The following is a 26,005-nucleotide window of genomic DNA, read 5'->3' on the forward strand; positions in this document are numbered from 1 at the left end:
TTTTATATTATATCAAAGTGTTTCATGTTTGTCAACAACTTTTTTAAATTATTTTTTGTTGCTTTTTTGAATCTCTCAAACAGCAACTCTGATATATTATCATATATTTTCTTGCTTGTCAATAACTTTTTTGAAGTTTTTTCAAAAGTTATTTTCAAACAAAACGGAGAAAGAGGGATTCGAACCCTCGCGCCGGTTGCCCGACCTACACCCTTAGCAGGGGCGCCTCTTCGGCCTCTTGAGTATTTCTCCTCAGCCCGATCCAAGGTCTGTATTTAACTGTGTGTTTACATACTTTTAATGTAACTCCACAGCGCATTGATAATTATACCTAAGAACCCTTTTTCTGTCAACGGTTTTTTCGATTATTTTTTTCTTTTTTTAAGTTTGTTTTCTAATTATCTATATATAGAAGAAACAGACTCTTTTTCACTATATCTAGCAAAGAGTCTGTCCTTTTTACCTTATCTTTATTTTATGCTTCCTTTGGTTCATATTCAGATATGGTTTCTTCTATTCTTCTTTTTACTTCTTTCGCGATCTCTGTCGTCTTCATATTTTGATATTCTTCATAATAAATCGGTTCCAGGAAATGTACCTGTACCGTTACCGGTGCGATACTATTTGTATCAAACGGTTTAAAAGAATCGATCAACGCAATCGGTATGATCGGGCATTTCGCTTTTGTTGCCGCCTTGAAGCTTCCACCTTTAAACTCAAGAAGCTTGTTCCCCATCTTCGAGCGGGTTCCTTCTGCAAAGATCAGATAGTTCCTTCCTTTCTTTACTTCCTCTGTAACATCCATGATCACTTGCATAGACTGACGGATATCTTCGCGGTCGATCATGTAGGCCTTCATACATTTAAATGTCTGCTTGAGAAGTGGAACATTTGCCACTTCTTTTTTTGCCACCACCGAAAACGGACGCGGGCAGGCATCAACAATTGCGAGTACGTCATAAAGCCCTTGATGATTCGGAAAAAACATAAACCCTCCCTCTTTGGGGATGTTTTCTTTTCCATATGCTTCGATTGTTACATTTCCGCCTTTATTGGCTCTTTTGACAATATATTTCAGAAGCTTATATCGGGTGATCTCCGGATACTTGTCTACGTGCGCGGCATAGTAACACAGCTTGCACCACATAAACGGAACAAGCAGAATATTCCGAATTACCATAAGTGCAATTCTTTTTACACAATTCATTCCCTATTCCTCCGCATACTCTTTGACGGCTGTCTCGTATAAATTATTGCCCTCGGAGTCGATCACAACAATTGCCGGAAGGTCTTCGATCTCTAGGCGGCGGATCGCTTCTGTGCCAAGATCATCATATGCGATCACATCTGCTCTTTTGATACATTTTGAAAGAAGCGCGCCTGCTCCTCCGACTGCTGCAAAATAAACTGCTTTATTTCTCACGATCGCATCCTGAACAGCCTGACTTCTTTTCCCTTTTCCTATCATTCCGCCAAGCCCCAGATCCAGAAGGCGTGGTGCATATTTGTCCATCCTGCTTGCTGTTGTCGGTCCTGCTGAGCCGATCGGTCTTCCTTCTCTCGCCGGAGATGGTCCCATATAATAAATCATCTGATTCTTAATATCAAGTGGAAGCTCTTTTCCTTCCGAAAGCACTTCATCCATTCTTTTATGAGCAGCATCACGGGCGGTATAAATAACTCCCGTAAGATATACATAATCTCCTGCTCTTAAATCCTGTATTTCTTCCTTTGCTACTGGAACTGTAATATGTCTTTCCATATCCTTTTCCTTCCTGATTCTTTTTCTGTATTCTGCTGCGACGTTTTTAACTGCTAACAGGAGTCTTATAATTCTCTTAAAATAATTTCAGCCAGTTTCTCAACTGTAAAGTCTACAAAACTAATGCACTGCGCTTTTCTCTCCGGAGAATTTTTTTCTTTTCCTCTTGTCAGCACACGACAGCAGGTTGCTCCGCAATGTTCTTTAAATGCGTCGTGAAACTCTTTCGTCAGCCGCTGGCATTTCAAAAAGGCTTCATCTCCAGGTGTTCTTCTTCCGAAAAAATAGCCGATGCACATGGTTGCTCCTGCAAGCGCACCACAAATACAGCCACCATCTCCGAGCCCCCACGGGAATCCGGATGACATAGCGATCGCATCATCTGACAGATCAAGATCAAAGCCCTTTTTAATCGCATAGATCACCGACTCTGAACAGGCGAACCCTTTCTGAAAAATCTCAACCGCATCTTTTCGCATTGCGTCTACGTCTACATTTGTATTCATAATTATCCTCTTTTCATTTCCTTTAAATATTACACATCCTCTCACCGGGCAGAAACCATTTGTAACATGCTTCATCTTCGCACGAGTACATATCTTCGGCACGGAAAGTCTTTTCAGGATCCCCCGGTAAATTAAATAGTGCGGATCACATGGCGGTTAACATGACAGCAAATATTTACAGCTACCGGAAGTCCGGCAATATGAGTCGGATAAGTGTTGACACTGACAGCCAGCGCGGTTGTACTTCCCCCAAGTCCGCCCGGTCCGATTCCAATCTTGTTGATCCGCTCCAGTAATTCTTCTTCCAGTTCTTTTACATATGGAATGTCTGAATGGCTTCCGACTTCTCTTGTAAGTGCTTCTTTTGCCATCAGTGCGCATTTTTCAAATGTGCCGCCGATTCCCACGCCGACAACCATCGGAGGACAGGCATTCGGGCCGGCATCTTTTACTGCCGTAAGAACTGCTTCCTTTACTCCTTCGATTCCGTCTGCCGGTTTCAGCATAAATACACGGCTCATATTTTCGCTTCCAAAGCCTTTTGGTGCGACCTTGATCTTCACCTGATCGCCCGGAACAATTTTATAATGAATGATTCCCGGTGTATTATCTTTTGTATTCTCTCTGAGAATCGGATCTTTCACGACGGATTTTCTCAGATATCCGTCAACATAACCCCGACGGATTCCTTCATTTACCGCATCTTCCAGGTTGCCGCCTTCGAAATGTACATCCTGTCCGATCTCAAGAAATACGACTGCCATTCCAGTATCTTGGCAGATTGGGATCATATCTTTTCCGGCGATCTTCAGATTATCCTGAAGCTGACTTAATATCTTTTTCCCCAGTGGTGACTTCTCTGTTGAAACTGCATTTTTCATCGCAATGTCCATATCTTTTGAAAGAAAATGGTTCGCTTCAATGCACATTTCTTTGATATTCTTTGAAATCTCTTCCACGTTCAATGTACGCATTGGTTTTTCCTCCTGCATTTCATAATCTGATTTTTATTATACTATGGTTTTTTTTCATCTGCAATGTAATCATCTTCAAATAAACCTGTATTACCTCCAATTGTTAACCTTATAAAATTTTAAGTTGACATTCTTTCTTTTGCATGGTAAAGTGTGGAATGTATTTGATATTTTTTTACCAAGGAAGGTTTACTTATGATTTCTGAAATTGAAACAACTACAGATCCGGTGCTTTCACGAGAAGATGCGATTGCAATCCTGAATACACCGGACGAAGAACTCGATCAGCTCATTGCACAAGCTGAAAAACTGCGCAGAAAATATAAGGGCAATCATGTAAGTATTCATATTCTTACCAATGCCCGCAGCGGTAACTGCTCACAGGACTGCGCTTACTGTGCACAATCCTGTCGTTCAAAAGCCGATATCGACAAATATAAGTGGGTAGCTGATGAGAAGTTATATAAAGATAATGATTTTGTAAATGAACATCATCTTTCCAGACACTGCATCGGACTCAGCGGTATGAAATTCACCGACGAAGAGATCGAAGAACTGGCTTCTAAGATCCGCAAGATGAAGGAAGACGGAACCCACCTTTGCTGTTCCATCGGATTTCTTACTGAAAAACAGGCTCTAATGTTAAAAGAAGCCGGACTCGACCGGATCAACCACAACCTGAACAGCAGCCGGGCTTACTACAGTCACATCTGTTCTACCCATACTTTTGAGCAGCGCGTTCAGAATATCAAAATGCTTCAGGGACTTGGATTTGAAATCTGCAGTGGCGGAATCATTGGAATGGGCGAAAGCAAAGAGGATGTTGTTGATATGCTTCTGGAGCTTCGTGAGATCCAGCCGGAAGCTCTGCCGATCAACTTCCTGTTGCCAATTCCGGGAACTCCGCTCGGTGATGCTGATATTTCCGAACTCACAACTGAGTATTGCATGAAGGTTCTCTGCCTTGCAAGACTTCTGGTTCCGCAGTCAGATATCCGTTGTGCTGCCGGACGTGAGGTTTATTTTAAAGGTGAAGAAAAGAAGCTTCTCAGCGTTGTAGATTCCATCTTCGCTTCCGGTTATCTGACCGCAGATGGTCAGGGAATCAAAGATACGATCCGGACGATTACGGATGCCGGTTTTACATACGAGATCGAATCTGCTTAATTTATTGACACGCCGAACATTATTAACATTCTAAAAGGAGAATACTTAACATGACTCAGGGAAACACTCAGACACTTAGAACTACCAATACTTACGCAATGGCTGTCACCGCTCTTATGACCGCTGTCACCTGCATTCTTGCACCGCTTTCCATACCGATCGGACCGGTACCGATTTCACTTACCAACTTTGCAATTTATCTTTCTCTCTATCTTCTGGATTGGAAGAAAGGAACGATCAGCTATATCCTTTATCTTCTTCTCGGACTTGTGGGACTTCCTGTATTTTCCGGATTCACCGGAGGAATCGGAAAGCTTGCCGGACCAACTGGCGGATATATCATTGGTTTCATCCCAATGGCAATCATTGCCGGTATTGTAATTGACAAATTCAGTCAGAGATGGATCCAGATTCTTGGAATGATCGTTGGGACTGTAATCTGCTATGCATTCGGAACTGCATGGTTCTGCATTCAGGCAGGTTACACTGTATCTGCTGCCCTTGCAGTATGTGTCATTCCATTTATCCCGGCGGACCTGATCAAGATGGTGATCGCCATGATCATCGGACCTGAAATCCGCAAAAGACTCGGAGCTGTTGCACAGTAAGATGCACGGCATCTGCCAGAACATTTGAAGTCTGGTAAAATAATAATTCAGCCCCCTCTACAAAGCCCGGAAATGCCTGTTTGCCGCAGCGTTTCCGGACTTCTTTGTTTTTTTAATCTGGCTTTTACCAGAGCAAACGTAAGCCATGCCATAACATTTCTTTCCATGCAGCCTCACAAAACAAAGCAAGAGACCAGACAAGGCATTTGCATATTCCCTGTCCAGTCTCTTTATGATTTATCCTACTTCTGTATTTCTACTTTCGCTCAGATCTTTATTCTTCTGTCTGCTCTTCTACAACCGTCTCAACAGTTGCTTCTGTATTTGCTTCTTCTGCAGTCTCTTCTGCGTTTTCCTCCAGTTCACCTGAAGCCCTGCGTACCTTTGCGATACTTGCAACTTCTTCGTGTTCCTTCAGATTGATCAGTTTAACACCTGATGTGATTCTTCCGAGTACGGAAATCCCCGCACATTCCATACGGATCACGATACCATCTGTGTTGATGATCATAATCTCATCATCCGGACCTACTGCCTTCGCACCGACTACATTTCCGGTCTTCTCTGTGATCTTATAGCACTTCACGCCTTTTCCACCACGGTTCTGGGCTGTGAATTCTTCCATGCGGGTTCTCTTGCCCATACCCTTTTCAGATACGATCAGAAGCTCTTCACCCTGCGCATCAAGCTGCATTGCAACAACTTCATCACGGTCACTTAAATTCATACCACGAACGCCCATAGAGGTCCTTCCGGTTGAGCGTACATCAGATTCATGGAAACGGATGCATTGACCATACTGCGTAACGAGAATAACATCTCTTTCATCATCCGTAATCTTAACTTCGATCAGTTCATCATCCTCACGGAGTGTGATCGCAGCAAGTCCTGTCTTTCTTACATTTGCGTAATCCAGGATCGGAGTCTTCTTAACAAGACCTTTCTTGGTTGCCATGAACAGATAGTCACCTTCCTTGAAATCCTTGATCGGAATCATTGCTGTGATCTTCTCATCCGGCTGAAGCTGAAGGATGTTGATAATTGCTGTACCTCGGGAAGTTCTTCCTGCTTCCGGAATCTCATATCCCTTCAGGCGATAGCAGCGTCCGGTATTGGTAAAGAACATAATATACTGGTGAGTATTGGTCATGAACAGCTCTTCTACATAGTCTTCATCCAGAGTCTGCATACCCTTGATACCCTTGCCGCCACGATTCTGGCTCTTGAAAGTATCGTTGCTCATTCTCTTAATGTATCCCATCTTGGTCATGGTGATCACTACATCTTCTCTCGGGATCAGATCCTCTGTAGAAATGTCGTATTCATCAAATCCGATGGCCGTTCTTCTGTCATCTCCATATTTTTCAGAGATCACAAGGATTTCTTTCTTAATTACGCCAAGCAGAAGCTTTCTGTCTGCGAGGATCGCCTTGTACTCTGCAATCTTCTTCTCAAGCTCTGCATACTCTGTTTCCAGCTTCTCTCTTTCCAGACCGGTCAGAGCTCTCAGACGCATATCCACGATAGCCTGGGACTGTGCATCACTTAAGTTAAAGCGGCTCATCAACTCTGCTTTCGCAATCTGTACGGTCTTGGATCCACGGATGCTCTTAATAACCTCATCAATGTTATCCAGGGCGATCAGCAGACCTTCCAAGATGTGTGCACGTTCTTCTGCCTTATTCAGCTCGTATTTTGTACGTCTGGTCACAACGTCTTCCTGATGTTTCAGATAATGGTTCAGGATTTCCAGAAGGCTCATAACCTTCGGCTCATTATTGACCAATGCAAGCATGATCACACCAAATGTATCCTGCAGCTGTGTATGCTTGTAAAGCTGGTTCAGAACGACATTCGGGTTCACATCTCTTCTCAATTCGATGCAGACACGCATACCTTCACGGCTTGACTGGTCGCTCAGGTCTGTGATTCCATCAATCTTCTTATCTCTTACAAGCTCCGCGATCTTCTCGATCAGGCGGGCTTTGTTGACCATATACGGAAGCTCGGTTACTACGATTCTGTGCTTTCCATTCTGCATTGGCTCGATATTGGATACCGCACGCACACGGATCTTTCCACGTCCTGTACGGTAAGCCTCTTCGATTCCTCTTGTTCCAAGGATTGTTGCTCCCGTTGGGAAATCAGGTCCTTTGATGATCTCCATGATCTCTTCGATCGTGGTCTCATCTTTATCTTCAATCTGGTCATCAATAATTTTCACAACCGCACCGATGACTTCTCTTAAGTTGTGCGGTGGGATATTGGTTGCCATACCTACCGCGATACCGGAGGTTCCGTTTACCAGAAGGTTCGGGAATCTTGACGGAAGTACGGTCGGTTCTTTTTCTGTCTCGTCAAAGTTCGGTGCAAAATCAACGGTATCTTTATTGATATCCGCTGTCATTTCCATCGAAATCTTACTAAGTCTTGCCTCGGTATATCGCATTGCGGCAGCACCGTCACCGTCCACAGAACCGAAGTTACCGTGACCGTCTACAAGAATGTAACGGGTAGACCAGTCCTGTGCCATATTAACGAGGGCTCCGTAAATAGAACTGTCACCATGCGGGTGATATTTACCCATGGTATCACCGACGATACGCGCGCATTTACGATGCGGCTTGTCAGGACCGTTGTTCAACTCGATCATCGAATAAAGAATACGTCTCTGAACAGGTTTCAGACCGTCTCTTACATCCGGAAGCGCACGAGAAGCAATAACACTCATGGCATAATCGATATAGAACTCTTCCATGGTTTTTTTCATATCCACTTCATGAACTTTATCAAAAATATTATCTTCCATTGGTATTCTCCTATATATCTAAGTTCTTAACAAATTTTGCATTCTCTTCGATAAATTCTCGTCTTGGTTCTACTTTATCTCCCATCAGGGTTGTAAAGGTAAGATCCAGTTCGGAAGATGTCTCATCGTCCATTGTCACTCTTCTTAAGATTCGATGCTGCGGATCCATTGTGGTATCCCATAACTGCTCTGCGTCCATCTCACCCAGACCTTTGTATCGCTGAATCTTATTGTTCTGATCACGTCCGACTTCGCTGATGATCTTCGCCAGTTCTTCATCGCTGTATGCATACCAGACTTTCTTGTTCTTCTCCAGCTTGTAAAGCGGCGGCTGAGCCAGATATACATAGCCCTGTTTGATCAGCTCCGGCATAAAACGATAGAGGAATGTCAGAAGCAGTGTACTGATATGTGCTCCATCAACGTCGGCATCGGTCATGATGATGATCTTGTGATATCTCAGTTTGGAAATATCGAAATCATCATGGATTCCTGTACCGAATGCAGTGATCATTGCCTTGATCTCGGCATTACCGTAGATCTTATCCAGTCTTGCCTTCTCTACATTCAGGATCTTTCCACGAAGTGGCAGGATTGCCTGGGTCGCTCTGTCACGGGCTGTCTTTGCAGAACCTCCCGCAGAGTCTCCCTCTACGATGTAGATCTCACACTTGGATGGATCTTTGTCTGAACAGTCTGCAAGCTTTCCAGGCAGTGACATGCCTTCCAGTGCGGATTTTCTTCTGGTAAGATCTCTCGCCTTTCTGGCCGCCTCTCTTGCTCTCTGCGCCATAACCGACTTCTCAACAATTGATTTTCCAATAGCAGGATTCTGTTCAAGGAAGATCTGAAGCTGGCTGCTGACGATACTGTCAACCGCACCTCTCGCTTCACTGTTACCGAGCTTCTGCTTGGTCTGTCCTTCAAACTGAGGATCCTCGATCTTAACACTGATGATTGCTGTAAGACCTTCCCTGATATCCTCACCGGAAAGATTCGGCTCACTGTCTTTTAATAATTTGTTCTTTCTCGCATAGTCGTTAAAGGTCTTTGTGATCGCATTTCTGAATCCGACCACATGGGTCCCACCTTCCGGTGTTGTGATATTATTTACAAAACCATAGGTGTTATCTGTATAAGAATCATTGTGCTGCATTGCAACTTCAACTTCTACATTATCTTTTGTTCCTTCACAGTAGATGATCTGCTCATAAAGCGGAGTCTTACTGCGATTTAAGTACTGAACGAACTCCTTGATACCGCCTTCATAGTGGAACACTCTTTCCTTCGGTTCTTCATCCCGGAGATCAGTCAGGCTGATGCGAAGTCCCTTGGTAAGGAACGCCATCTCACGGAATCTCTGTTTTAACGTATCATAATCAAATACTGTATCTTCGAAAATAGTTTCATCCGGAAGGAAGGTTACCTTTGTTCCTGTCTTCTCCGGATCACATTCGTCTACAACCTTCAGCTTGTAAACAACATGTCCTTTTTCATATCTTTGTCTGTACACCTTCCCTTCGTGGCAGATCTCAACCTCAAGCCAGTCAGAAAGCGCATTTACAACGGAAGCTCCTACACCGTGAAGTCCACCGGATACCTTGTATCCTCCACCGCCGAATTTACCGCCGGCATGAAGCACGGTGAATACAACCTCTACCGCAGGGAGTCCCGCTTTGTGGTTGATCCCCACCGGAATACCACGTCCGTTATCTATAACCGTAATTGAATTATCCGGATTGATGAACACCTGGATATGATCACAATATCCTGCAAGCGCTTCATCCACCGAGTTGTCAACGATCTCATAGACAAGATGGTGAAGTCCTCTTGAAGATGTACTGCCAATATACATACCAGGTCTCTTTCTTACTGCTTCCAGCCCCTCCAGTATCTGGATTTGGTCTGCTCCATATTCTGCACTCATATTGATCCTCCTAATTCTCTTTTGATACATGTCCGTTCTGAACATGGAATACTTTATTTATTGAAAATCGATGATTGACAAACTCGTCAAGTCCCGTACAGGTGATCAGAGTCTGTATATCATGAATACTGTCCAGTAAATAGTTTTGCCTGTGTTTGTCAAGTTCAGACAATACATCGTCAAGCAGCAGCACCGGCGTATCCTTTATGATCTGCCGTACCAGCTCGATCTCAGACAGTTTCAGCGAAAGTGCCGCTGTCCTCTGCTGCCCCTGCGATCCGAATCTGCGGATGTCGATCCCACCTGCCATAAAACAGATATCATCCCGGTGAGGTCCCACCGAGGTACTCTTCATCCTGATATCGCGCTCCCTGTTCTTCTCAAGCGCCGCCTCAAGTGAAAGTGCTCCGCATCCAGGTTCATACGAAAGGCCGATCCTTTCCCTGCCTCCCGTCAGTTTATGGTGAATGTCTCCGATTATCGCATTGACCTCCTCGATAAACCGGAGCCTTCTCTGAATAATCTTTTCTCCATACTGAACCAGCTGCATATCCCATACATCCAGTGTGTCCAGTATATCATCTCTGTAATAGGCATCCTTCAGCAGACGGTTCCGCTGATTGAGTGTGCGGTTATAATTTGCCAGGTCACTAAGATACACCTTATCAAGCTGTGAAAGCTCCAGGTCCATGAACCTTCTCCTCTCCGCCGGACCATTTTTAATAATGTTCAGATCCTCCGGCGAGAAAAACACAAAATTCGTCAGACCGAAAAGCTCACTCGCCCTCCGGATCGGGACCTTGTTAATCGCAATCCCTTTCGGACTGTTCTTCTTCAGGTGCATATCGATCTGCCATGGAACGCCATTTTTCTCAATGACAGTCTCAATATGAGCCTCATCCTGCCCGAATCGGATCAGATCCCGGTCCTTCGTCCCTCTGTGAGACTTCGTGGTTCCCGACAAATACACCCCTTCCAGGATATTCGTCTTGCCCTGCGCATTATCACCGTAAAAAATATTCGTGGCATGATCAAATTCAATATTCAATATTTCATAATTTCTGTAATCTTTTAATTTTAATGATTTGATAATCATACCTGTGCCAGCCTATTTTTCAATCTTGATCTCTTCTCCGTTAAATGTAACAACGTCGCCGTCATATAATTTTTTACCACGTCTGGTATCTACTTCTCCATTAACCTTTACCAGACCTTCTGTAATGACTTCCTTGGCTTCCACACCGGATCCTACAAGACCTGCTGCTTTCAGTGCCTGACCAAGCTTGATAAATTCATCTCTGAGTTTGATTGTCTCCATAATTTTTGTCCTCTCTAAATTCCTATACTGCTCCACTGAAGTTCACCGGAAGAATCAGGTATACATAGCTTTCTCCTTCATCCTTGATAAAGCAAGGAGCCTTTGCATTCATAAAGTAAAGATCTGCTTCTTCGTCATCAATGACACGAAGTGCGTCAATGAGGAACTTTGGATTGAAGCCGATCAAGAGGTCTTTTCCCTCTTTAGTGATCATAATCTCTTCATCCATCGTACCCTTCTCTGACTTGATCTTAAGTTCCATCATTTCATCCTGAATGTTGATGATGATCGGCTTCTTATCACCTTCTTTTACAAGAAGAGTTGCACGGTCAATACAGTTCAGGAGTTCTCTTTTATTGATTCTTACCTTTGTCTCATAATCATTGGACAGCATCTGCTCGATACGGAAATATTCTCCTTCAATCAGTCTGGATACTACAACGGTATCATCAAATTCAAATACAATGTGGTTGGCTGTGAAATACAGTCTCACTTCGCTGTCTGCTTCACCTGAAAGGATCTTGCTGACTTCGATCAGGGTCTTTCCCGGAACCACGATCTTCTTCGGTTCATAAGATTCCTTCAGCTCGATCTTGCGGATGGAAATACGGTGTCCGTCAAGGGATACCACTTTCAGAATATCCCCGTTCATATCGAAGAGTTCTCCTGTCATCAGTTTGTTGCTGTCGTTGTCTGCAATTGAGAAAATGGTCTGGCGGATCACTTCTTTCAGTGTGAACTGGGAAATGGAAACCGGATTTTCTCTCTCAATATACGGCAGATAAGAAAAATCTTCACCGGATTTACCGGAAATATTGAATTTTGCTTTTTCACAGGTAATGAGCGTCTGAAAGTTCACTCCACTTTCAATCACGATTTCATTATCAGGAAGCTTTCTTACGATATCTGAGAAAATCCTCGCATCCAGTGCGATCATTCCCTTCTCATCGATCTGCCCTCTGATCACAGTCTCGATCCCAAGCTCCATATCGTTCGCTGTAAGTTTGATAATATCTGTAGTTGCATCTATCAGAATGCATTCCAGGATCGGCATGGTTGTCTTTGTCGGAACAGCCTTTGATACAATGCTGACCCCTTTCACAAGATCTGATTTAAGACATCTGATTTTCATAATGTGTAAAACTCCTTTCGACGCGCAAAATATATATTTATATAAAACAAATCCGTAGTTATCTTAGTAGTGTCTGTTGAATTGTGGACAAGTACTTTAAGGCCTTGATCCGAAAGGATTTAAAGCTTTGACAAGTCCGTGGACAGTTCTTTTTCTTCCCTGGCAGATCATGGAAAACTTTTCTACAGCGGGCTGATTTTCTTCTGAATGATCTCGATCGTATTTCTCAAAGTCTCATCTTTTTCCACATCCCGGGCAATCTTGTCCACACCGTGGTTCACAGTGGAATGGTCACGCCCTCCGAGCAGATCACCGATACTTTGAAGAGACGCATCCGTCATCTGCCTGCACAGGTACATCACGATCTGTCTGGCTCCGGCCGTTCTTGCATTTCTCCGACTTCCCTTAAGTTCAGAAACGGAAACATTAAAATGATCGGAGACAACATCCAGAACCAGCTCCGGCGTCACCTTGTGGCTATCGTCCGGTGCGATCATATCCTTCAGTGCTTCTGCCGCCAGAGAAACATCAAAGTTCTTTCTTCCACCGATCCGGTATAATGCGATCAGCTTGTTAAGTGAGCCTTCCAGTTCCCGGATATTGGTCTTGATGTTCATCGCAATATACTGGATCACCTCATCCGGAATCTGATATCTTTCCAGTTGGTCCAGTTCTATTTTCTTATAAAGAATCGCCATACGTGTCTCGTAATCCGGCACCGAAATATCTGCGATCAGTCCCCATTCAAATCTTGTCCGCAGACGCGCCTCCAGTGTCGTCATATCCTTTGGCGGTTTGTCGCTGGAAATGACGATCTGCTTTCCGGCATTGTGCAGATGATTGAACGTATGGAAAAATTCTTCCTGTGTACTTTCTTTGCCGATAATGAACTGTACGTCATCGATCAGAAGTACGTCATTATTGCGGTACTTATCGCGGAATGCATTCATCGCCAGATCGTTGCCGGTTTTTCCGTTGCGGATCGCCGTGATCAGGTCATTGGTAAATGTCTCACTTGTCACATACAGGACTTTCTTCGATGGTTCCCGGTCCAGTATGTAGTGTGCGATCGAATGCATCAGATGGGTCTTGCCAAGTCCTACCCCACCATATAAAAACAGAGGATTGTAAACCTCACCGGGAGATTCGGCAACTGCCAGTGATGCGGCATGTGCAAAATTATTATTCCCTCCTACCACAAAGGTATCAAACGTATACTTCGGATTCAGATTCGCTTTTTCAGCTATCGGGCTTACCTCTTTATGCTTATGTGTCTTCTCTTTTACGGGCGCAGTCTTCTCCAGATATCTGCGCTGCTGCTCGCGCGGCAGATCTCTGGGAATAAACTTAATCTGATACTCTGTCCCGGTAACTTCCGCGATGCATACTTTAAGCGGAAGAAGATATTTATTCTGAATGTGTTCGATGCTCGCCTTAAAATTAACGGTAAGATACAGAGTGTTACCTCTGATCTCATATACCTCCAGCGGGCGTATCCACGTTTCAAAAGAAATGTTCGATAGAAAATATTCTACTTTTAGCTTTTGAATGATCTCTTCCCATTTTTCTTTTATGACGTCCATATTCCTGCCCCATTCATCTTCAAAATAAGCATAATCATACTCTTATATTCTACCTTAAAACGATTTCAGAATCAATCAAAAACCATAAACTTATTCATAATTTCCTTAAAATAAGGGTCGAAACTTTATTAAAACTGCTTGACGGAGACAGCTTTTTTGATTATAATGAAGTACGATGTCTTAAAAACGTAAATAAGCTTCTATTCATATAAGAAGGAATCGATAGGAGGTGGATATCAATGAAGATGACATTCCAGCCAAAGAAACGTTCCAGAGCGAAAGTTCATGGATTCAGAGCAAGAATGGCCACAGCAGGTGGAAGAAAAGTTCTTGCAGCAAGAAGAGCAAAAGGAAGAAAAGTATTATCAGCATAGGTCACATATATGTGGCCTTTTCTTCTATGCAAATTTATGTAAATCGGGAGAATAAAGTATGAAATTTTCCGAATCATTGAAGAAAAACAGGGATTTCCAGTCTGTATACAGAAAGGGAAAACCTTATGGCAACAAGTACCTTGTAATGTATCTCCTGGCGAATGATCTCGGACGCAACCGCGTCGGAATTTCCGTCAGCAAAAAAGTTGGGAACAGCATCATAAGACATCATTTAACAAGGCTGATCCGTGAGAGTTACAGGTTACACGAAGAACAGTTCCAATGTGGATATGATATCGTGATCATCGCAAGGACGACCGCCAAAGACCGGTCATACCATGAGATTGAAAGCGCTCTCATCCATCTGGGCAAACTTCATCACATTTATTCGGACTGCAATTAGCCAGTTCAGTATATCGAGAAGACGGATATACACTACGAGGCACTGAAATTATGAAAAAGATATTATTATATTTGATTCGTTTTTACAGAAAATATTTATCACCTATGAAGGTATATACCCACTGTATTTACATTCCAACCTGCTCAGAATATGCTTTGGAGGCCATTGAAAAATACGGGGCGTTTAAAGGAGGCCTTCTGACCGTATGGAGAATCCTCAGATGCAATCCATTCGCAAAAGGTGGATATGATCCGGTGCCTTAAACCTATAGGCCGTCCAAATACCGGGACGGAAATGTTTATGGAGGAAAGGTTATGACAGGAATTTTAATGACACAGGTCAGCACACCGATCATCGGACAGGCTGCCTGGCTGCTCGGTAAGATCATGGATGGTATTTACCGGGTAATGGATTTAATCGGCATTCACAACCTGGGTGTATGTATTATTCTTTTGACAATTGTCATCTACACTTTACTGATGCCGCTCACCATCAAGCAACAGAAATTTTCCAAGATGTCCGCTGCAATGAACCCTGAGCTCCAGAAGGTTCAGCAGAAGTACAAAGGAAAAAATGATCAGGCTTCCATGCAGAAGATGCAGGAAGAAACACAATTGGTTTATGAAAAATACGGAGTATCACCGACCGGCGGATGCTTAAGTATGTTTATCCAGTTCCCAATTCTCTGGGCAATGTACTATGTAATCCGCAACATCCCTGCTTATGTTGGGCAGGTTAAAGCGGTATACGCACCGCTTCTTACCTCTATCATGGCACAGGATGGATGGCAGAAGGTCATGGAAAAGATCGGCGAAGCAAAACCGATCCTTATGTCCGCCTCCAAATATGATTACTCTGATAAAAACGTACTGATCGACGTACTGTACAAATTCCAGACTTCAACCTGGGAAACTCTCGGCAAGAAGCTTCCGGATCTGCAGCCTACGATCGACAGCACCGTCGATACATTAAAGTCCATGAATAACTTCCTTGGACTTAACATTGCGGAAACTCCTATGAACCTCATTAGCAACGGTGTAAAAGCCGGCGCATGGGGAATTGTGATCATGGCAGTGCTGATTCCTGTCCTTTCAGGACTTTCCCAGTACCTGAGCGTGAAGCTTTCTCAGCAGACAACTGCAGTTACGAACAATCCGCAGGCTGACCAGATGGCTTCAACCATGAAGACAATGAACGTTACCCTTCCTCTTGTATCTGTATTTATGTGTTTCACATTACCTACAGGTCTTGGAATCTACTGGGTTGCAAGTGCCGTTGTCCGTATGGTACAGCAGTTCTTTATCAACAAACATCTGAATAAGATTCCGATGGATGAACTGATCAAAGAGAATATGGAAAAAGCTGCTGAAAAACGCAAGAACAAAAACGAAGTGGATGCAAGCAATGTAAACAAAATGGCTCACAAGAACGTAAAAAACATTCATGAGCCGGTAAGAACAGCTGCTCAGACAAAAGAACTTGAAGAAAAGCTTGAAGAAGCCAAGAAGAAAAATGAAAATGCAAAGGCAGGAAGCCTTGCAGACAAAGCAAACCTTGTAAAGCGCTTTAACGAAGGCCAGAAATAGGGGGACAAGTCAAATGAATGAGATTACAGTATCAGCAAAAACTTTAGACGATGCCATCACAGAAGCTTCTATCCAGCTCGGCGTAGCAAGTGATCAGATGGAATATGACGTAATTGAAAAAGGAAGTGCAGGCTTCCTTGGAATCGGAAGCCGTCAGGCAGTTATCCGTGCCCGTATCAAAAAAACTGTAACAGAAGAAATCAAAGCCGAAGAAATCAAACCGGAAGAGATCAAAAAAGAATTCAAGAAGGATTTCCGAAAAGACTGCAAGGAATTCGTTGGACACAAAGAACGTAAAGAGTACAAAGAACACAAAGAATACAAAAAAGATTCGAAAAAGGACTTCAAAAAAGAGCCTAAGAAAGAATTTGTAAAAGAAAACAAAACAGAAACAGCCTCTGCCGTAACAGCAGCAGCTCCGGTTTATGAAGAAAAGAAAGAACTTCATGTAGCCGTTGTAACAGAAGCGACACAGAAGATCTGTGAGAAATTCTTACAGGAAGTTCTTCAGGCAATGGGAATGGGCGAAGTAACTATCGTATCCTCCATTGATGAAGAAGGTGCTCTTGCAATTGAGATGAGCGGTGACAACATGGGTATCCTGATCGGTAAGCGTGGACAGACATTGGATTCTCTCCAGTACCTCACCAACCGTGTAGCCAACAAGTCACAGGATGGTTATGTACGTGTCAAACTCGACACAGAAGACTACCGCAAGAGAAGAAAACAGACTCTTGAAAATCTCGCAAAGAATATCGCTTACAAAGTAAAACGAAGCAGAAAGCCGATCTCACTGGAGCCGATGAATCCTTATGAAAGAAGAATCATCCATTCCGCTCTGCAGGCTGATGACAGAGTTTCTACCCACAGCGAAGGCGAAGAACCATACAGACGTGTTGTTGTAACACCGAACCGCCGTTAAACAGTAACGCAAATTGGTTGCATACATCGTTATAACTGAATCGTTCACAGTAAACCGCAGTCATTTAATGGCTGCGGTTTTTTTACTGTTCACTCCCGTGTCAATCACTACGCTGATTGGCACGGAGGATGCACGGTTTATCTTGAATGGCATCTCGCCCATCGCCAAAGGCGATTTAAAATGGCGAGATGCGTTGCTGGTCACAGGTACTGTGAACAGTAACGCGGTTTTTTTCTACTCTTCACAATAGGCACTTCCATTTTGACAGCTTTCGGGGTAAAATGATAACATCGCATTTATTACAAAAGTATAGAAGGAAGCAATAAAATGGGATTTAAAACAGACACAATCGCAGCAATCTCCACAGCAATGACTAATTCCGGAATCGGAATCGTACGTCTCAGCGGAGAAGATGCGTTTTCTATTATTGACAAAATTTACAAAGGCAAAAGCCCGAAGCTTCTGTCCGAACAAAAAAGCCATACCATTCACTATGGCTATATCATGGACGGAGAGCAGACGATTGATGAAGTGCTGGTTCTTTTAATGCGTGGGCCGCACAGCTACACCGGTGAAGATACTGTGGAAATCGACTGTCACGGCGGTGTATTTGTCACAAGAAAGATACTTGAAACCGTGATCAAATACGGTGCAAGACCTGCTGAACCGGGTGAATTTTCCAAAAGGGCTTTTCTGAACGGCCGAATGGATCTGTCACAGGCCGAAGCCGTGATCGATATCATCAGCTCCAAGAATGACTATGCACTACAAAGCTCGGTAAACCAGTTGAAAGGCTCTGTCCACAATAAGATTAAAGAAATCCGTGAAGTAATCCTTTACCATACCGCTTTTATCGAAAGTGCACTGGATGATCCAGAGCATATCAGCGTAGACGGATATGGTGACAGTCTCCTGGGCGTCGTAAAGGATCTGCAGCAGAAAATCCAGTGTCTTCTGGATACTGCCGATGACGGACGTATCATCAAAGAAGGCATCAAGACGGTTATCGTCGGGAAACCGAACGCCGGGAAATCCTCTCTGATGAACGTTCTGGTAGGCGAAGAAAAGGCAATCGTAACCGAAATTGCCGGAACCACAAGAGATGTTCTGGAGGAAAATATCCAGCTTCAGGGCGTTTCTTTAAACATCATGGATACCGCCGGAATCCGCGATACCTCTGATATCGTAGAGAAGATCGGTGTGGATAAAGCAAAAGAAAACGCAGAAAAAGCCGATCTGATCATCTATGTGGTCGATGCATCCAGACCTCTTGATGAAAATGATCACGGGATCATCGAGATGATCCGGGATAAGAAAGCTGTGATACTACTGAATAAGAGTGACTTATCCACAGTTGTTGATAAAAAGGCATTAGAAACGTTGATAACTAAGCCAATGATCGATATTTCCGCAAAAGAGGAGACTGGGATCCATGAACTGGAATCTACTTTAAAAGAGATGTTTTATCACGGTGATATCTCATTTAACGATGAGGTTTATATCACCAATATCCGACACAAAACAGCTCTTGCCGATGCACTTTCCAGCCTGAAAAAGGTAGAAGAGAGTATTGAAAACCAGATGCCGGAAGACTTTTTCACAATTGACTTAATGGATGCATATGAATCTCTGGGAAGCATTACCGGAGAGACGATAGGAGAAGATTTAGTAAATGAAATATTCAGCAAATTCTGTATGGGAAAATAAAGACGCATACGACATCGTTGTAGTTGGTGCGGGACATGCCGGCTGCGAAGCTGCCCTTGCCTGCGCAAGACTCGGTCTGAAAACGATTGTTTTCACCGTAAGTGTAGAAAGTATCGCCATGATGCCATGCAACCCGAATATCGGCGGTACCTCAAAGGGACACCTGGTACGTGAGCTGGATGCACTCGGCGGTGAAATGGGAAAGAACATCGACAAGACATTTATTCAGTCAAAGATGCTGAATAAATCTAAAGGACCTGCCGTTCATTCCCTGCGCGCCCAGGCAGATAAGAACAAATACAGCAATACCATGCGACAGACGCTGGAAAACCAGGAGAACCTGGAGATCCGGCAAGGTGAAGTCGTCAATATCCTTGTGGAAGATGGTTCTGTAACGGGCGTTCAGACCTATTCTGGCGCTATATACCGCTGCAAGGCCGTTGTACTGTGTACCGGAACCTACCTGAAGGCAAGATGCATTTACGGTGATGTCAGCACGCATACCGGTCCAAACGGACTGCAGGCAGCAAATTATCTGACCGACTGTCTGAAGGAGCTTGGTATTAAGATGTACCGCTTCAAAACCGGTACACCGGCACGTATCGACAAGCGCAGCATTGATTTCAGCAAAATGGAAGAGCAATTCGGCGACGAGAGGGTCGTACCTTTTTCGTTCACAACGGATCCAGAAGATGTGCAGATTGAGCAGGCTTCCTGCTGGCTTACCTATACCAATCCTACAACCCATGAGATCATCCGTAAAAACCTGGATCGTTCCCCACTTTATTCTGGTATGATCGAAGGCACCGGGCCACGTTATTGTCCGTCTATCGAGGACAAAATTGTAAAATTTGCCGATAAAGAACGGCATCAGGTGTTCATTGAACCAGAAGGTCTGGAAACCAATGAAATGTACATCGGCGGAATGTCAAGTTCACTTCCAGAGGATGTTCAATATGAAATGTACAGAAGTGTGCCTGGTCTTGAACACGCAAAAATAGTTAAAAATGCTTACGCAATTGAATATGACTGTATCGATGCAAGACAGCTTCATCCGACACTTGAGTTCAAATCTATTCATGGTTTGTTCAGCGGTGGTCAGTTCAACGGAAGTTCGGGATATGAAGAAGCAGCCGCTCAGGGACTTATTGCCGGAATCAATGCCGCACTGGAGGTTCTTGGAAGAGAACAGTTAATTTTAGACCGTTCCCAGGCTTATATCGGTGTTCTGATCGATGATCTGGTTACAAAAGAAAGCCACGAACCATATCGTATGATGACTTCACGTGCCGAATACCGGTTACTCCTGCGCCAGGACAACGCCGATCAGAGACTAACCGAAATAGGGCACAAAATAGGGCTTATTTCAGACGAGAGATACCAGATGTTGTTAGACAAAGAAGAAATCATCCGCAAGGAGATCCACAGGCTTGAGCATACCAACGTTGGAACTTCCCAGGAAATCACGGATTTTCTCACAAATTGCGACAGTACGCCTCTTACTTCAGGATCTACACTTGCTGAGCTTATTAAGCGTCCTGAGCTGAATTACAAGCTTCTCGAACCTATCGACCATATGCGAACAGAACGCTTCAGCCGAGAGATTATGGAACAAATTGATATCAACATCAAATATGAAGGCTATATCAAGCGCCAGTTAAAACAAGTAGAACAGTTTAAAAAGCTTGAAACCAGGAAAATACCGACAGATATCGATTACGATGCTGTTCCGAGCCTGCGAATCGAAGCTGTGCAGAAATTAAAGCAGTTCCGACCGCTTTCCATCGGTCAGGCATCCCGTATTTCCGGTGTCTCACCTGCCGATATTTCTGTATTACTGGTATATCTAGGACATTAGACCACCAGATAACCAGACCTGTATTTTGATCTTTTTTGGGATATTACAGAATCCATTATTTCTGGTTTCTGTTTTTCCCTTTATATAGATGTGTACTTTTGAGGGCATCACCCAAAAAGTACACATCTATTTTCAAAGAAATGGTTTTATCGTGTACTTTATAGGGCAAAAAGTATGTTTTTTCATCTTTTCGTATACCTTTTAGGTGCATGATTGTATTTATTTAAAAACATTATCATTTTATCGTGTACCTTTAAGGTGCTATCTTCTCAGAAATTGTGTACCTATTTGGTGCAAAGCAGTGTAAATTACTGTTTATTTTCCGCAAAGATGTGTACTTTTAGGGGCAAAAGGAGCAATATGAGTAAAAAATTTGAGCAACAGCTTGCAGAATTAGGTATCACATTAACGCAGACCCAGTTTAATCAGTTTGATAAATATTACGAAATGCTGGTGGAATGGAACAAGGTTATGAATCTCACCGGTATCACCGAGTACGAAGAAGTAAACGAAAAACATTTTGTCGACAGCCTTGCATTAGTAAAGGCTCTGGATATCAGTAAAGTTCAAACCGTGATCGATATAGGAACAGGCGCCGGATTTCCCGGAATTCCTTTAAAAATCGCCTTTCCGCACCTGAAAATCACGTTGCTTGACTCTTTAAATAAGAGAATCCGTTTCCTTGACAGTGTGATTGAAGAGTTAAATCTTACGGATATCCATACAATCCACGGCAGAGCAGAAGATTTTGCCCGTCAGGCAGACTACAGGGAACAGTTTGACCTCTGTGTTTCACGTGCAGTGGCCAATTTATCTACATTATCCGAATACTGCCTCCCTTATGTAAAAGTTGGTGGATTCTTTGTTTCTTACAAATCCGGTGATATTGTCGATGAACTTTCCGCTGCAAAAACCGCAGTACATGTCCTTGGAGGTACACAAAATAAACCAGTTGTATTCCAGCTTCCAGGCAGTGATATCAGCCGTTCATTTGTAAAGATCAAAAAAATCAAGCCTACCGGGAAGAAGTTTCCTCGAAAAGCAGGACTTCCTTCCAAAGAACCTATCCACGGATAAACAGCTATACATACCTGTAGTCTGTATATCTCGCAATGGAAATTGAACTTTTTTCTTTATCTTGAACTTCTGCTATTAGTTCTTTTTATAATAGTTCAATTTTAATTGTTATAGTTTATTCTATTTTGTATTTTTGATAGTTCAATTTTTGTATGCTTTGAAAATGTATTTTTATTTTTTGTATGCAGTTCTGCCAGAAATTTGTTTTCCTATTTCATTTCAAAAAGCGGGTAAGTTCAATTTTTTACCCGCTTAAAATCTGATTTTTTATTTTCATTTAGCTTGATTATTTCTGCAAAAAGCCCAATAATCATCCTTCTGTTTTGTTTTTCAGAGAAAGACAATTTCCATAGAAATTCCCAGAATTGCATGTCGGTTTTCATGGTGTTCATGAGCAGAATAAGTACCAGTTAAATACCAGTTCTGTTTGCTATTAGATAATCGCAAAAGTTGATCAAGAGCCATATATAGCCAAATGCGGGATGCACACCGAAGTGTACATCCCGCATTTGGCTATAATGTGTACCTGAACGTACCTTATATTATTCAGCAGAGAAAAGGATATCCAGCTGTTCTGCGAATCCTTCCGGTTGTTCAATTTGCGGAAGATGTCTCGTATCCTTTATGCACATGCATTCTATAGCAGGTACATGCTTCTGATATTGTTTAGCAATCTCAATACTGTTTTCATCATATTGTCCAGAGATAATACAGATACTATTTGTCGCCTTGCGAATACAATGATAAATATTTGTCTTTGTATATCCACCTTTGATGCTTGCAAACAAATATTTTGAATGTGCGTTTTCATTATGAGCAGATTCATGGTATATCTTCGTCATCTGATAATCTATCGTATCTTCGTCATACAGATACTTATCCACAAATTTTTCATCAATCGCTTCTCTTGAATGAATAATGTTGTACAGCAGCGTACCAATAATCGGTATTTCGATAAGGAATTTCAGCGTCTTGGTTCTCTTATTCGGACATTTTGCAAGTTCCGTAAGTGACAGTGGATTCACCATACAAATCTTTCCAATCACATTTTCATCATTTCCGCATGCCATAACTGCAATAGCAGCCGATTCTCCCGTAGCCACAACATCTGCCTTTTCGCCAATGATATGTTTAATAAAATCTGTCAGCATTTGCACATAAAGGAAATTAGTATAAGTAATATTTGGCTTTTCAGATCGTCCACAACCTAGCAGATCCACGGTATAAACAGTATGCTTTTCTGCAAGAATTGCCGCTACTTTTTTCCATTCTACGCCAGAGCTTTCTGCATCCAAATCATGAAGCAGCAGTAGTGGTTTACCATTTCCCTGTTTTCTATAATAGATTTTTCCAAATCTCCAGTCATAATAATTTCCCTCAGATGAGTTTAACAAGCTGTCTTTTGTTGCCATTTCTATAAGTGTTTTATTTATCAGATGGATTGTAATCGCACCAAGTGTTGCTAAAACCGCACAACTTTTCAATTTATTTTTCATCGTTAATTGTCCTTTCTCCGAATCATTTTTGCCCCGATTCAGCAAGATCATACTCGCAAATAGTATCTGTTTTGTGTAATGTTTCACCTTGCAGCTTATAGATAAGTATACCATAATCTCCTTACAGTTTAAAGATTTTCATCATGTTATTGTTCCTTGGTTTTCGACAAAATGTTTCACGTGAAACATTTTGTTTTCTCTTTTTCCAGCTGCTCATAGCCAAATATATTTTAATATATCTAAAATATGATGATACCATGGGCAAAAGGTCAGAAAGCCGATGTAAGCTTGCTTGCAAGAGGATTTTTGACCTCTTGACCCGCCGAAAAATGAGTAAGTAGCCATTTTTTTCAAGAAAAGAACGAGTGGATTACGAATGTTTTTATACATTTTCACATTTCACTTTGTGTAGAATGTTTCGCGCAAAAAATCCCCTTATTTATAAAAAATGCCAAAATAAATGTTTCACGTGAAACATTTAGTAGATTTAGATAAAGTTTAGTGTTACAATTATACCTAGATGTAAATAAAACTTCATATATATTTGCACACTATTAGAAAGGAGGTAATTGCAATGGGACGAATAATTGCCGTTGCCAACCAAAAGGGTGGCGTTGGAAAAACTACAACAGCGATCAATTTATCCTCGTGTTTATCGGCAAAAGGGCAGAAAGTTCTCGCAATCGACATGGATCCACAGGGGAATATGTCCAGCGGTCTTGGTATAGATAAGGATAATGTTGCCTATACTGTATATGATCTTTTAATCGGCGAAGCCACTATGGATCAGGTGCTATGCAAAGAAGCAATTGAAAATCTCGACGTAATTCCCGCAAACATTGATCTGTCTGGTGCCGAAATAGAGTTGCTCGATACTGAGAACAAAGAATACATATTAAGAGATGAGGTGCTTAAGATAAGAAGTAATTACGATTACGTCATTATCGACTGCCCACCTTCACTTAGTATGCTGACAATCAATTCAATGACTACAGCCGATACCGTATTGGTTCCAATTCAGTGTGAATACTATGCACTTGAAGGATTGAGCCAGCTGATTAAAACAATCGAGCTTGTAAAAGAAAGATTGAACGAAAACCTTGAAATGGAAGGCGTTGTATTTACCATGTATGATGCCAGAACCAATCTTTCTCTTCAAGTTGTTGAAAATGTAAAAGATAATCTTGATCAGACAATTTACAAAACTATCATTCCACGTAATATACGACTTGCAGAAGCCCCAAGTCATGGCTTACCAATCAACTTATATGATCCTCGTTCAACAGGAGCTGAAAGTTATATGTTATTAGCAGATGAAGTAATTCATAAAGGAGAAGAGTAAGCATGACAGCAAAACGAGGCGGACTTGGAAAAGGTCTGGATAGTTTAATCAAAGAAAACAAAACCGCAAAACATACTGCACCGGTCAAAAAAGAAGTAGTGAATGCCGGGCCAATTATGATGAAAATCAATGATGTAGAGCCAAACCGTGACCAACCAAGAAAACATTTTGAGGAAGATGCTCTCTTGGAACTTGCTGATTCAATCAAACAGTTTGGAATCCTGCAGCCTCTGATTGTTCAGAAACGGAACGATTACTACGAGATCATCGCCGGCGAGCGTCGCTGGCGTGCAGCAAAGCAGGCCGGTGTCAAAGAGGTCCCTGTTATCATTAAAGAATACACAGATCAGGAAATCGTTGAAATTTCTCTTATTGAAAATATTCAGCGTGAAAATCTGAATCCAATCGAAGAAGCGCAGGCATACAAACGCTTGCTAAATGAATTCCGTCTGAAGCAGGATGAGGTAGCTGAGCGCGTTTCAAAGAGCAGAACTGCTGTTACAAACTCCATGCGTCTTCTAAAGCTGGACGAAAGAGTACAGCAGATGATCATCGATGACATGATTTCAACCGGACATGCACGTGCTCTTCTTGCAATCGAGGATAAAGAGCAGCAGTATATTCTTGCCAATAAAGTATTTGATGAAAAGCTCAGTGTCAGGGATACCGAAAAACTTGTCAAAGAACTGAAGAAACCCAAAAAAGAAAAAGAAAAGCCTGTTATCCAGAATGCATTTGTATATGAAGATCTGGAGGAACGTATAAAGTCAATCATCGGTTCCAAAGTCCATGTCAATCATAAAGCCAACGGAAAAGGCAAAATTGAAATTGAATATTATTCGGACAACGATCTGGAACGTATATTTGAATTGTTGATGTCAATACAGGAAGGAAAATAATATATGGAAAGTAAAATTCTGAAATCAATTGGAATTGATCCGGCGTATATATTTCTTTTTCTTATCATGCTGATCATATTGATGTTTCTTCTTTATATTAATGTTAATATGAAATACAACCGTCTGAAATCAAGCTATAACGTATTCATGCGCGGACAGGACGGTAAAACGCTCGAAGAAAGTTTCAGTGCAAGATTCGATGAACTCGACGAGCTTTCCAACATTGCCCACGAAAACAAAGCGGACATCCGCATATTGTATCGCGCGTTGCGAAGCAGCTACCAGAAAGTAGGTATTGTCAAATACGATGCTTTCGGTGAAATGGGTGGAAAACTCAGCTTCGCCCTCACAATGCTTGACAATGATAACAATGGATGGATCCTCAATTCCATGCACAGCAGAGATGGCTGTTACACTTATATAAAAGAAATTGTGCGTGGTGAAAGTTACATTGAGCTCTCTGAAGAAGAGGCCGAATCACTAGATCAGGCCGTTTACCAGGAAATGTATGATCCGGATGTACAGGATGCAATCAAACCACAGTAATAAAAATAA

General features: G+C 42.4%; 24 protein-coding genes and 1 tRNA gene. 13 read left to right on the forward strand and 12 right to left on the reverse strand.

Features of this window, described 5'->3' with window-relative positions:
* Positions 1–164: 164 nt before the first annotated feature.
* The 5 genes from PGQ33_RS11310 to PGQ33_RS11330 form a co-directional block, all read right to left on the reverse strand.
* Positions 165–252 (reverse strand) — tRNA-Ser (locus PGQ33_RS11310).
* 223 nt (positions 253–475) lie between these two features.
* Positions 476–1,207 carry a lysophospholipid acyltransferase family protein gene (locus tag PGQ33_RS11315; protein ID WP_117836198.1) on the reverse strand — a complete coding sequence of 244 codons (732 nt, stop codon included), beginning with the start codon at positions 1,205–1,207 and terminating at the stop codon, positions 476–478.
* A 3-nt stretch (positions 1,208–1,210) separates the two neighbouring features.
* A complete protein-coding gene (locus PGQ33_RS11320; protein WP_055158083.1) occupies positions 1,211–1,762 on the reverse strand; it encodes a Fe-S-containing hydro-lyase in 552 nt (183 codons plus the stop codon).
* A 65-nt stretch (positions 1,763–1,827) separates the two neighbouring features.
* Entirely contained in the window at positions 1,828–2,268 is a 441-nt protein-coding gene (locus tag PGQ33_RS11325) for a C-GCAxxG-C-C family (seleno)protein (protein ID WP_022220240.1), read from the reverse strand.
* Positions 2,269–2,399: 131 nt separating this feature from the next.
* Positions 2,400–3,242: a fumarate hydratase gene (locus tag PGQ33_RS11330; RefSeq protein ID WP_270205755.1), complete on the reverse strand. Its 843-nt coding sequence runs from the start codon at positions 3,240–3,242 to the stop codon at positions 2,400–2,402.
* Positions 3,243–3,437: 195 nt separating this feature from the next.
* On the opposite strand from PGQ33_RS11330, the gene bioB reads away from it, so the two are divergent.
* Together bioB and PGQ33_RS11340 are read left to right on the forward strand one after the other, a co-directional pair.
* On the forward strand, positions 3,438–4,409 hold the full coding sequence (gene bioB / locus PGQ33_RS11335) for a biotin synthase BioB (RefSeq protein WP_117559177.1): 972 nt from the start codon (positions 3,438–3,440) through the stop codon (positions 4,407–4,409).
* A 50-nt stretch (positions 4,410–4,459) separates the two neighbouring features.
* Positions 4,460–5,017: a biotin transporter BioY gene (locus PGQ33_RS11340; protein ID WP_195250908.1), complete on the forward strand. Its 558-nt coding sequence runs from the start codon at positions 4,460–4,462 to the stop codon at positions 5,015–5,017.
* Positions 5,018–5,291: 274 nt separating this feature from the next.
* On the opposite strand, the gene gyrA is transcribed toward PGQ33_RS11340, so the two are convergent.
* The 6 genes from gyrA to dnaA form a co-directional block, all read right to left on the reverse strand.
* Positions 5,292–7,826: a DNA gyrase subunit A gene (gene gyrA / locus PGQ33_RS11345; protein ID WP_270205756.1), complete on the reverse strand. Its 2,535-nt coding sequence runs from the start codon at positions 7,824–7,826 to the stop codon at positions 5,292–5,294.
* Positions 7,827–7,836: 10 nt separating this feature from the next.
* Positions 7,837–9,753: a DNA topoisomerase (ATP-hydrolyzing) subunit B gene (gyrB, locus tag PGQ33_RS11350; RefSeq protein ID WP_022220242.1), complete on the reverse strand. Its 1,917-nt coding sequence runs from the start codon at positions 9,751–9,753 to the stop codon at positions 7,837–7,839.
* A 10-nt stretch (positions 9,754–9,763) separates the two neighbouring features.
* Positions 9,764–10,849 carry a DNA replication/repair protein RecF gene (recF, locus tag PGQ33_RS11355; RefSeq protein WP_008371390.1) on the reverse strand — a complete coding sequence of 362 codons (1,086 nt, stop codon included), beginning with the start codon at positions 10,847–10,849 and terminating at the stop codon, positions 9,764–9,766.
* A 12-nt stretch (positions 10,850–10,861) separates the two neighbouring features.
* The gene (locus tag PGQ33_RS11360) at positions 10,862–11,071 is read right to left on the reverse strand and encodes an RNA-binding S4 domain-containing protein (protein WP_022220243.1); all 210 of its coding nucleotides are present in this window, start codon (positions 11,069–11,071) and stop codon (positions 10,862–10,864) included.
* Positions 11,072–11,093: 22 nt separating this feature from the next.
* Positions 11,094–12,203 carry a DNA polymerase III subunit beta gene (gene dnaN, locus PGQ33_RS11365; RefSeq protein ID WP_008371388.1) on the reverse strand — a complete coding sequence of 370 codons (1,110 nt, stop codon included), beginning with the start codon at positions 12,201–12,203 and terminating at the stop codon, positions 11,094–11,096.
* Between the two features lie 182 nt (positions 12,204–12,385).
* The gene (dnaA, locus tag PGQ33_RS11370; RefSeq protein WP_008371387.1) at positions 12,386–13,786 is read right to left on the reverse strand and encodes a chromosomal replication initiator protein DnaA; all 1,401 of its coding nucleotides are present in this window, start codon (positions 13,784–13,786) and stop codon (positions 12,386–12,388) included.
* Positions 13,787–14,025: 239 nt separating this feature from the next.
* Here dnaA and rpmH point away from each other — a divergent pair, with 239 nt between their 5' ends.
* The 8 genes from rpmH (at position 14,026) to rsmG (ending at position 21,713) form a co-directional block, all read left to right on the forward strand.
* On the forward strand, positions 14,026–14,160 hold the full coding sequence (gene rpmH, locus PGQ33_RS11375) for a 50S ribosomal protein L34 (protein WP_022220244.1): 135 nt from the start codon (positions 14,026–14,028) through the stop codon (positions 14,158–14,160).
* Positions 14,161–14,218: 58 nt separating this feature from the next.
* On the forward strand, positions 14,219–14,563 hold the full coding sequence (gene rnpA, locus PGQ33_RS11380) for a ribonuclease P protein component (protein WP_008371385.1): 345 nt from the start codon (positions 14,219–14,221) through the stop codon (positions 14,561–14,563).
* Between the two features lie 50 nt (positions 14,564–14,613).
* Positions 14,614–14,826, forward strand: coding sequence for a membrane protein insertion efficiency factor YidD (gene yidD / locus PGQ33_RS11385; protein WP_008371384.1), 213 nt, complete (start codon positions 14,614–14,616; stop codon positions 14,824–14,826).
* A gap of 51 nt (positions 14,827–14,877) precedes the next feature.
* Positions 14,878–16,149, forward strand: coding sequence for a YidC/Oxa1 family membrane protein insertase (locus tag PGQ33_RS11390; protein WP_117836210.1), 1,272 nt, complete (start codon positions 14,878–14,880; stop codon positions 16,147–16,149).
* Between the two features lie 13 nt (positions 16,150–16,162).
* A complete protein-coding gene (jag, locus tag PGQ33_RS11395) occupies positions 16,163–17,071 on the forward strand; it encodes an RNA-binding cell elongation regulator Jag/EloR (protein WP_270205757.1) in 909 nt (302 codons plus the stop codon).
* Between the two features lie 327 nt (positions 17,072–17,398).
* Positions 17,399–18,778, forward strand: coding sequence for a tRNA uridine-5-carboxymethylaminomethyl(34) synthesis GTPase MnmE (gene mnmE, locus PGQ33_RS11400; protein ID WP_270205758.1), 1,380 nt, complete (start codon positions 17,399–17,401; stop codon positions 18,776–18,778).
* Positions 18,744–20,636, forward strand: coding sequence for a tRNA uridine-5-carboxymethylaminomethyl(34) synthesis enzyme MnmG (mnmG, locus tag PGQ33_RS11405; protein ID WP_008371372.1), 1,893 nt, complete (start codon positions 18,744–18,746; stop codon positions 20,634–20,636). The genes mnmE and mnmG overlap by 35 nt, the downstream gene beginning before the upstream one ends.
* A gap of 360 nt (positions 20,637–20,996) precedes the next feature.
* Positions 20,997–21,713, forward strand: coding sequence for a 16S rRNA (guanine(527)-N(7))-methyltransferase RsmG (rsmG, locus tag PGQ33_RS11410; protein ID WP_008371371.1), 717 nt, complete (start codon positions 20,997–20,999; stop codon positions 21,711–21,713).
* Between the two features lie 542 nt (positions 21,714–22,255).
* Here rsmG and PGQ33_RS11415 read toward each other — a convergent pair.
* Positions 22,256–23,209 carry an alpha/beta fold hydrolase gene (locus PGQ33_RS11415; protein ID WP_243172308.1) on the reverse strand — a complete coding sequence of 318 codons (954 nt, stop codon included), beginning with the start codon at positions 23,207–23,209 and terminating at the stop codon, positions 22,256–22,258.
* A gap of 574 nt (positions 23,210–23,783) precedes the next feature.
* Here PGQ33_RS11415 and PGQ33_RS11420 point away from each other — a divergent pair.
* The 3 genes from PGQ33_RS11420 to PGQ33_RS11430 are packed head-to-tail and all read left to right on the forward strand — an operon-like array spanning position 23,784 to position 25,996.
* Complete coding sequence (locus PGQ33_RS11420; protein WP_008371366.1) at positions 23,784–24,551, forward strand: ParA family protein; 768 nt, start codon at positions 23,784–23,786, stop codon at positions 24,549–24,551.
* A 2-nt stretch (positions 24,552–24,553) separates the two neighbouring features.
* On the forward strand, positions 24,554–25,450 hold the full coding sequence (locus PGQ33_RS11425; protein WP_195488495.1) for a ParB/RepB/Spo0J family partition protein: 897 nt from the start codon (positions 24,554–24,556) through the stop codon (positions 25,448–25,450).
* A 3-nt stretch (positions 25,451–25,453) separates the two neighbouring features.
* On the forward strand, positions 25,454–25,996 hold the full coding sequence (locus tag PGQ33_RS11430; RefSeq protein ID WP_173690764.1) for a DUF4446 family protein: 543 nt from the start codon (positions 25,454–25,456) through the stop codon (positions 25,994–25,996).
* The last annotated feature ends 9 nt before the right edge of the window (positions 25,997–26,005 follow it).

The organism is Coprococcus sp. AM100_B19A, assembly GCF_027662015.1.
In the GTDB taxonomy this organism is placed as follows: Bacteria; Bacillota; Clostridia; order Lachnospirales; family Lachnospiraceae; genus Allocoprococcus; species Allocoprococcus comes.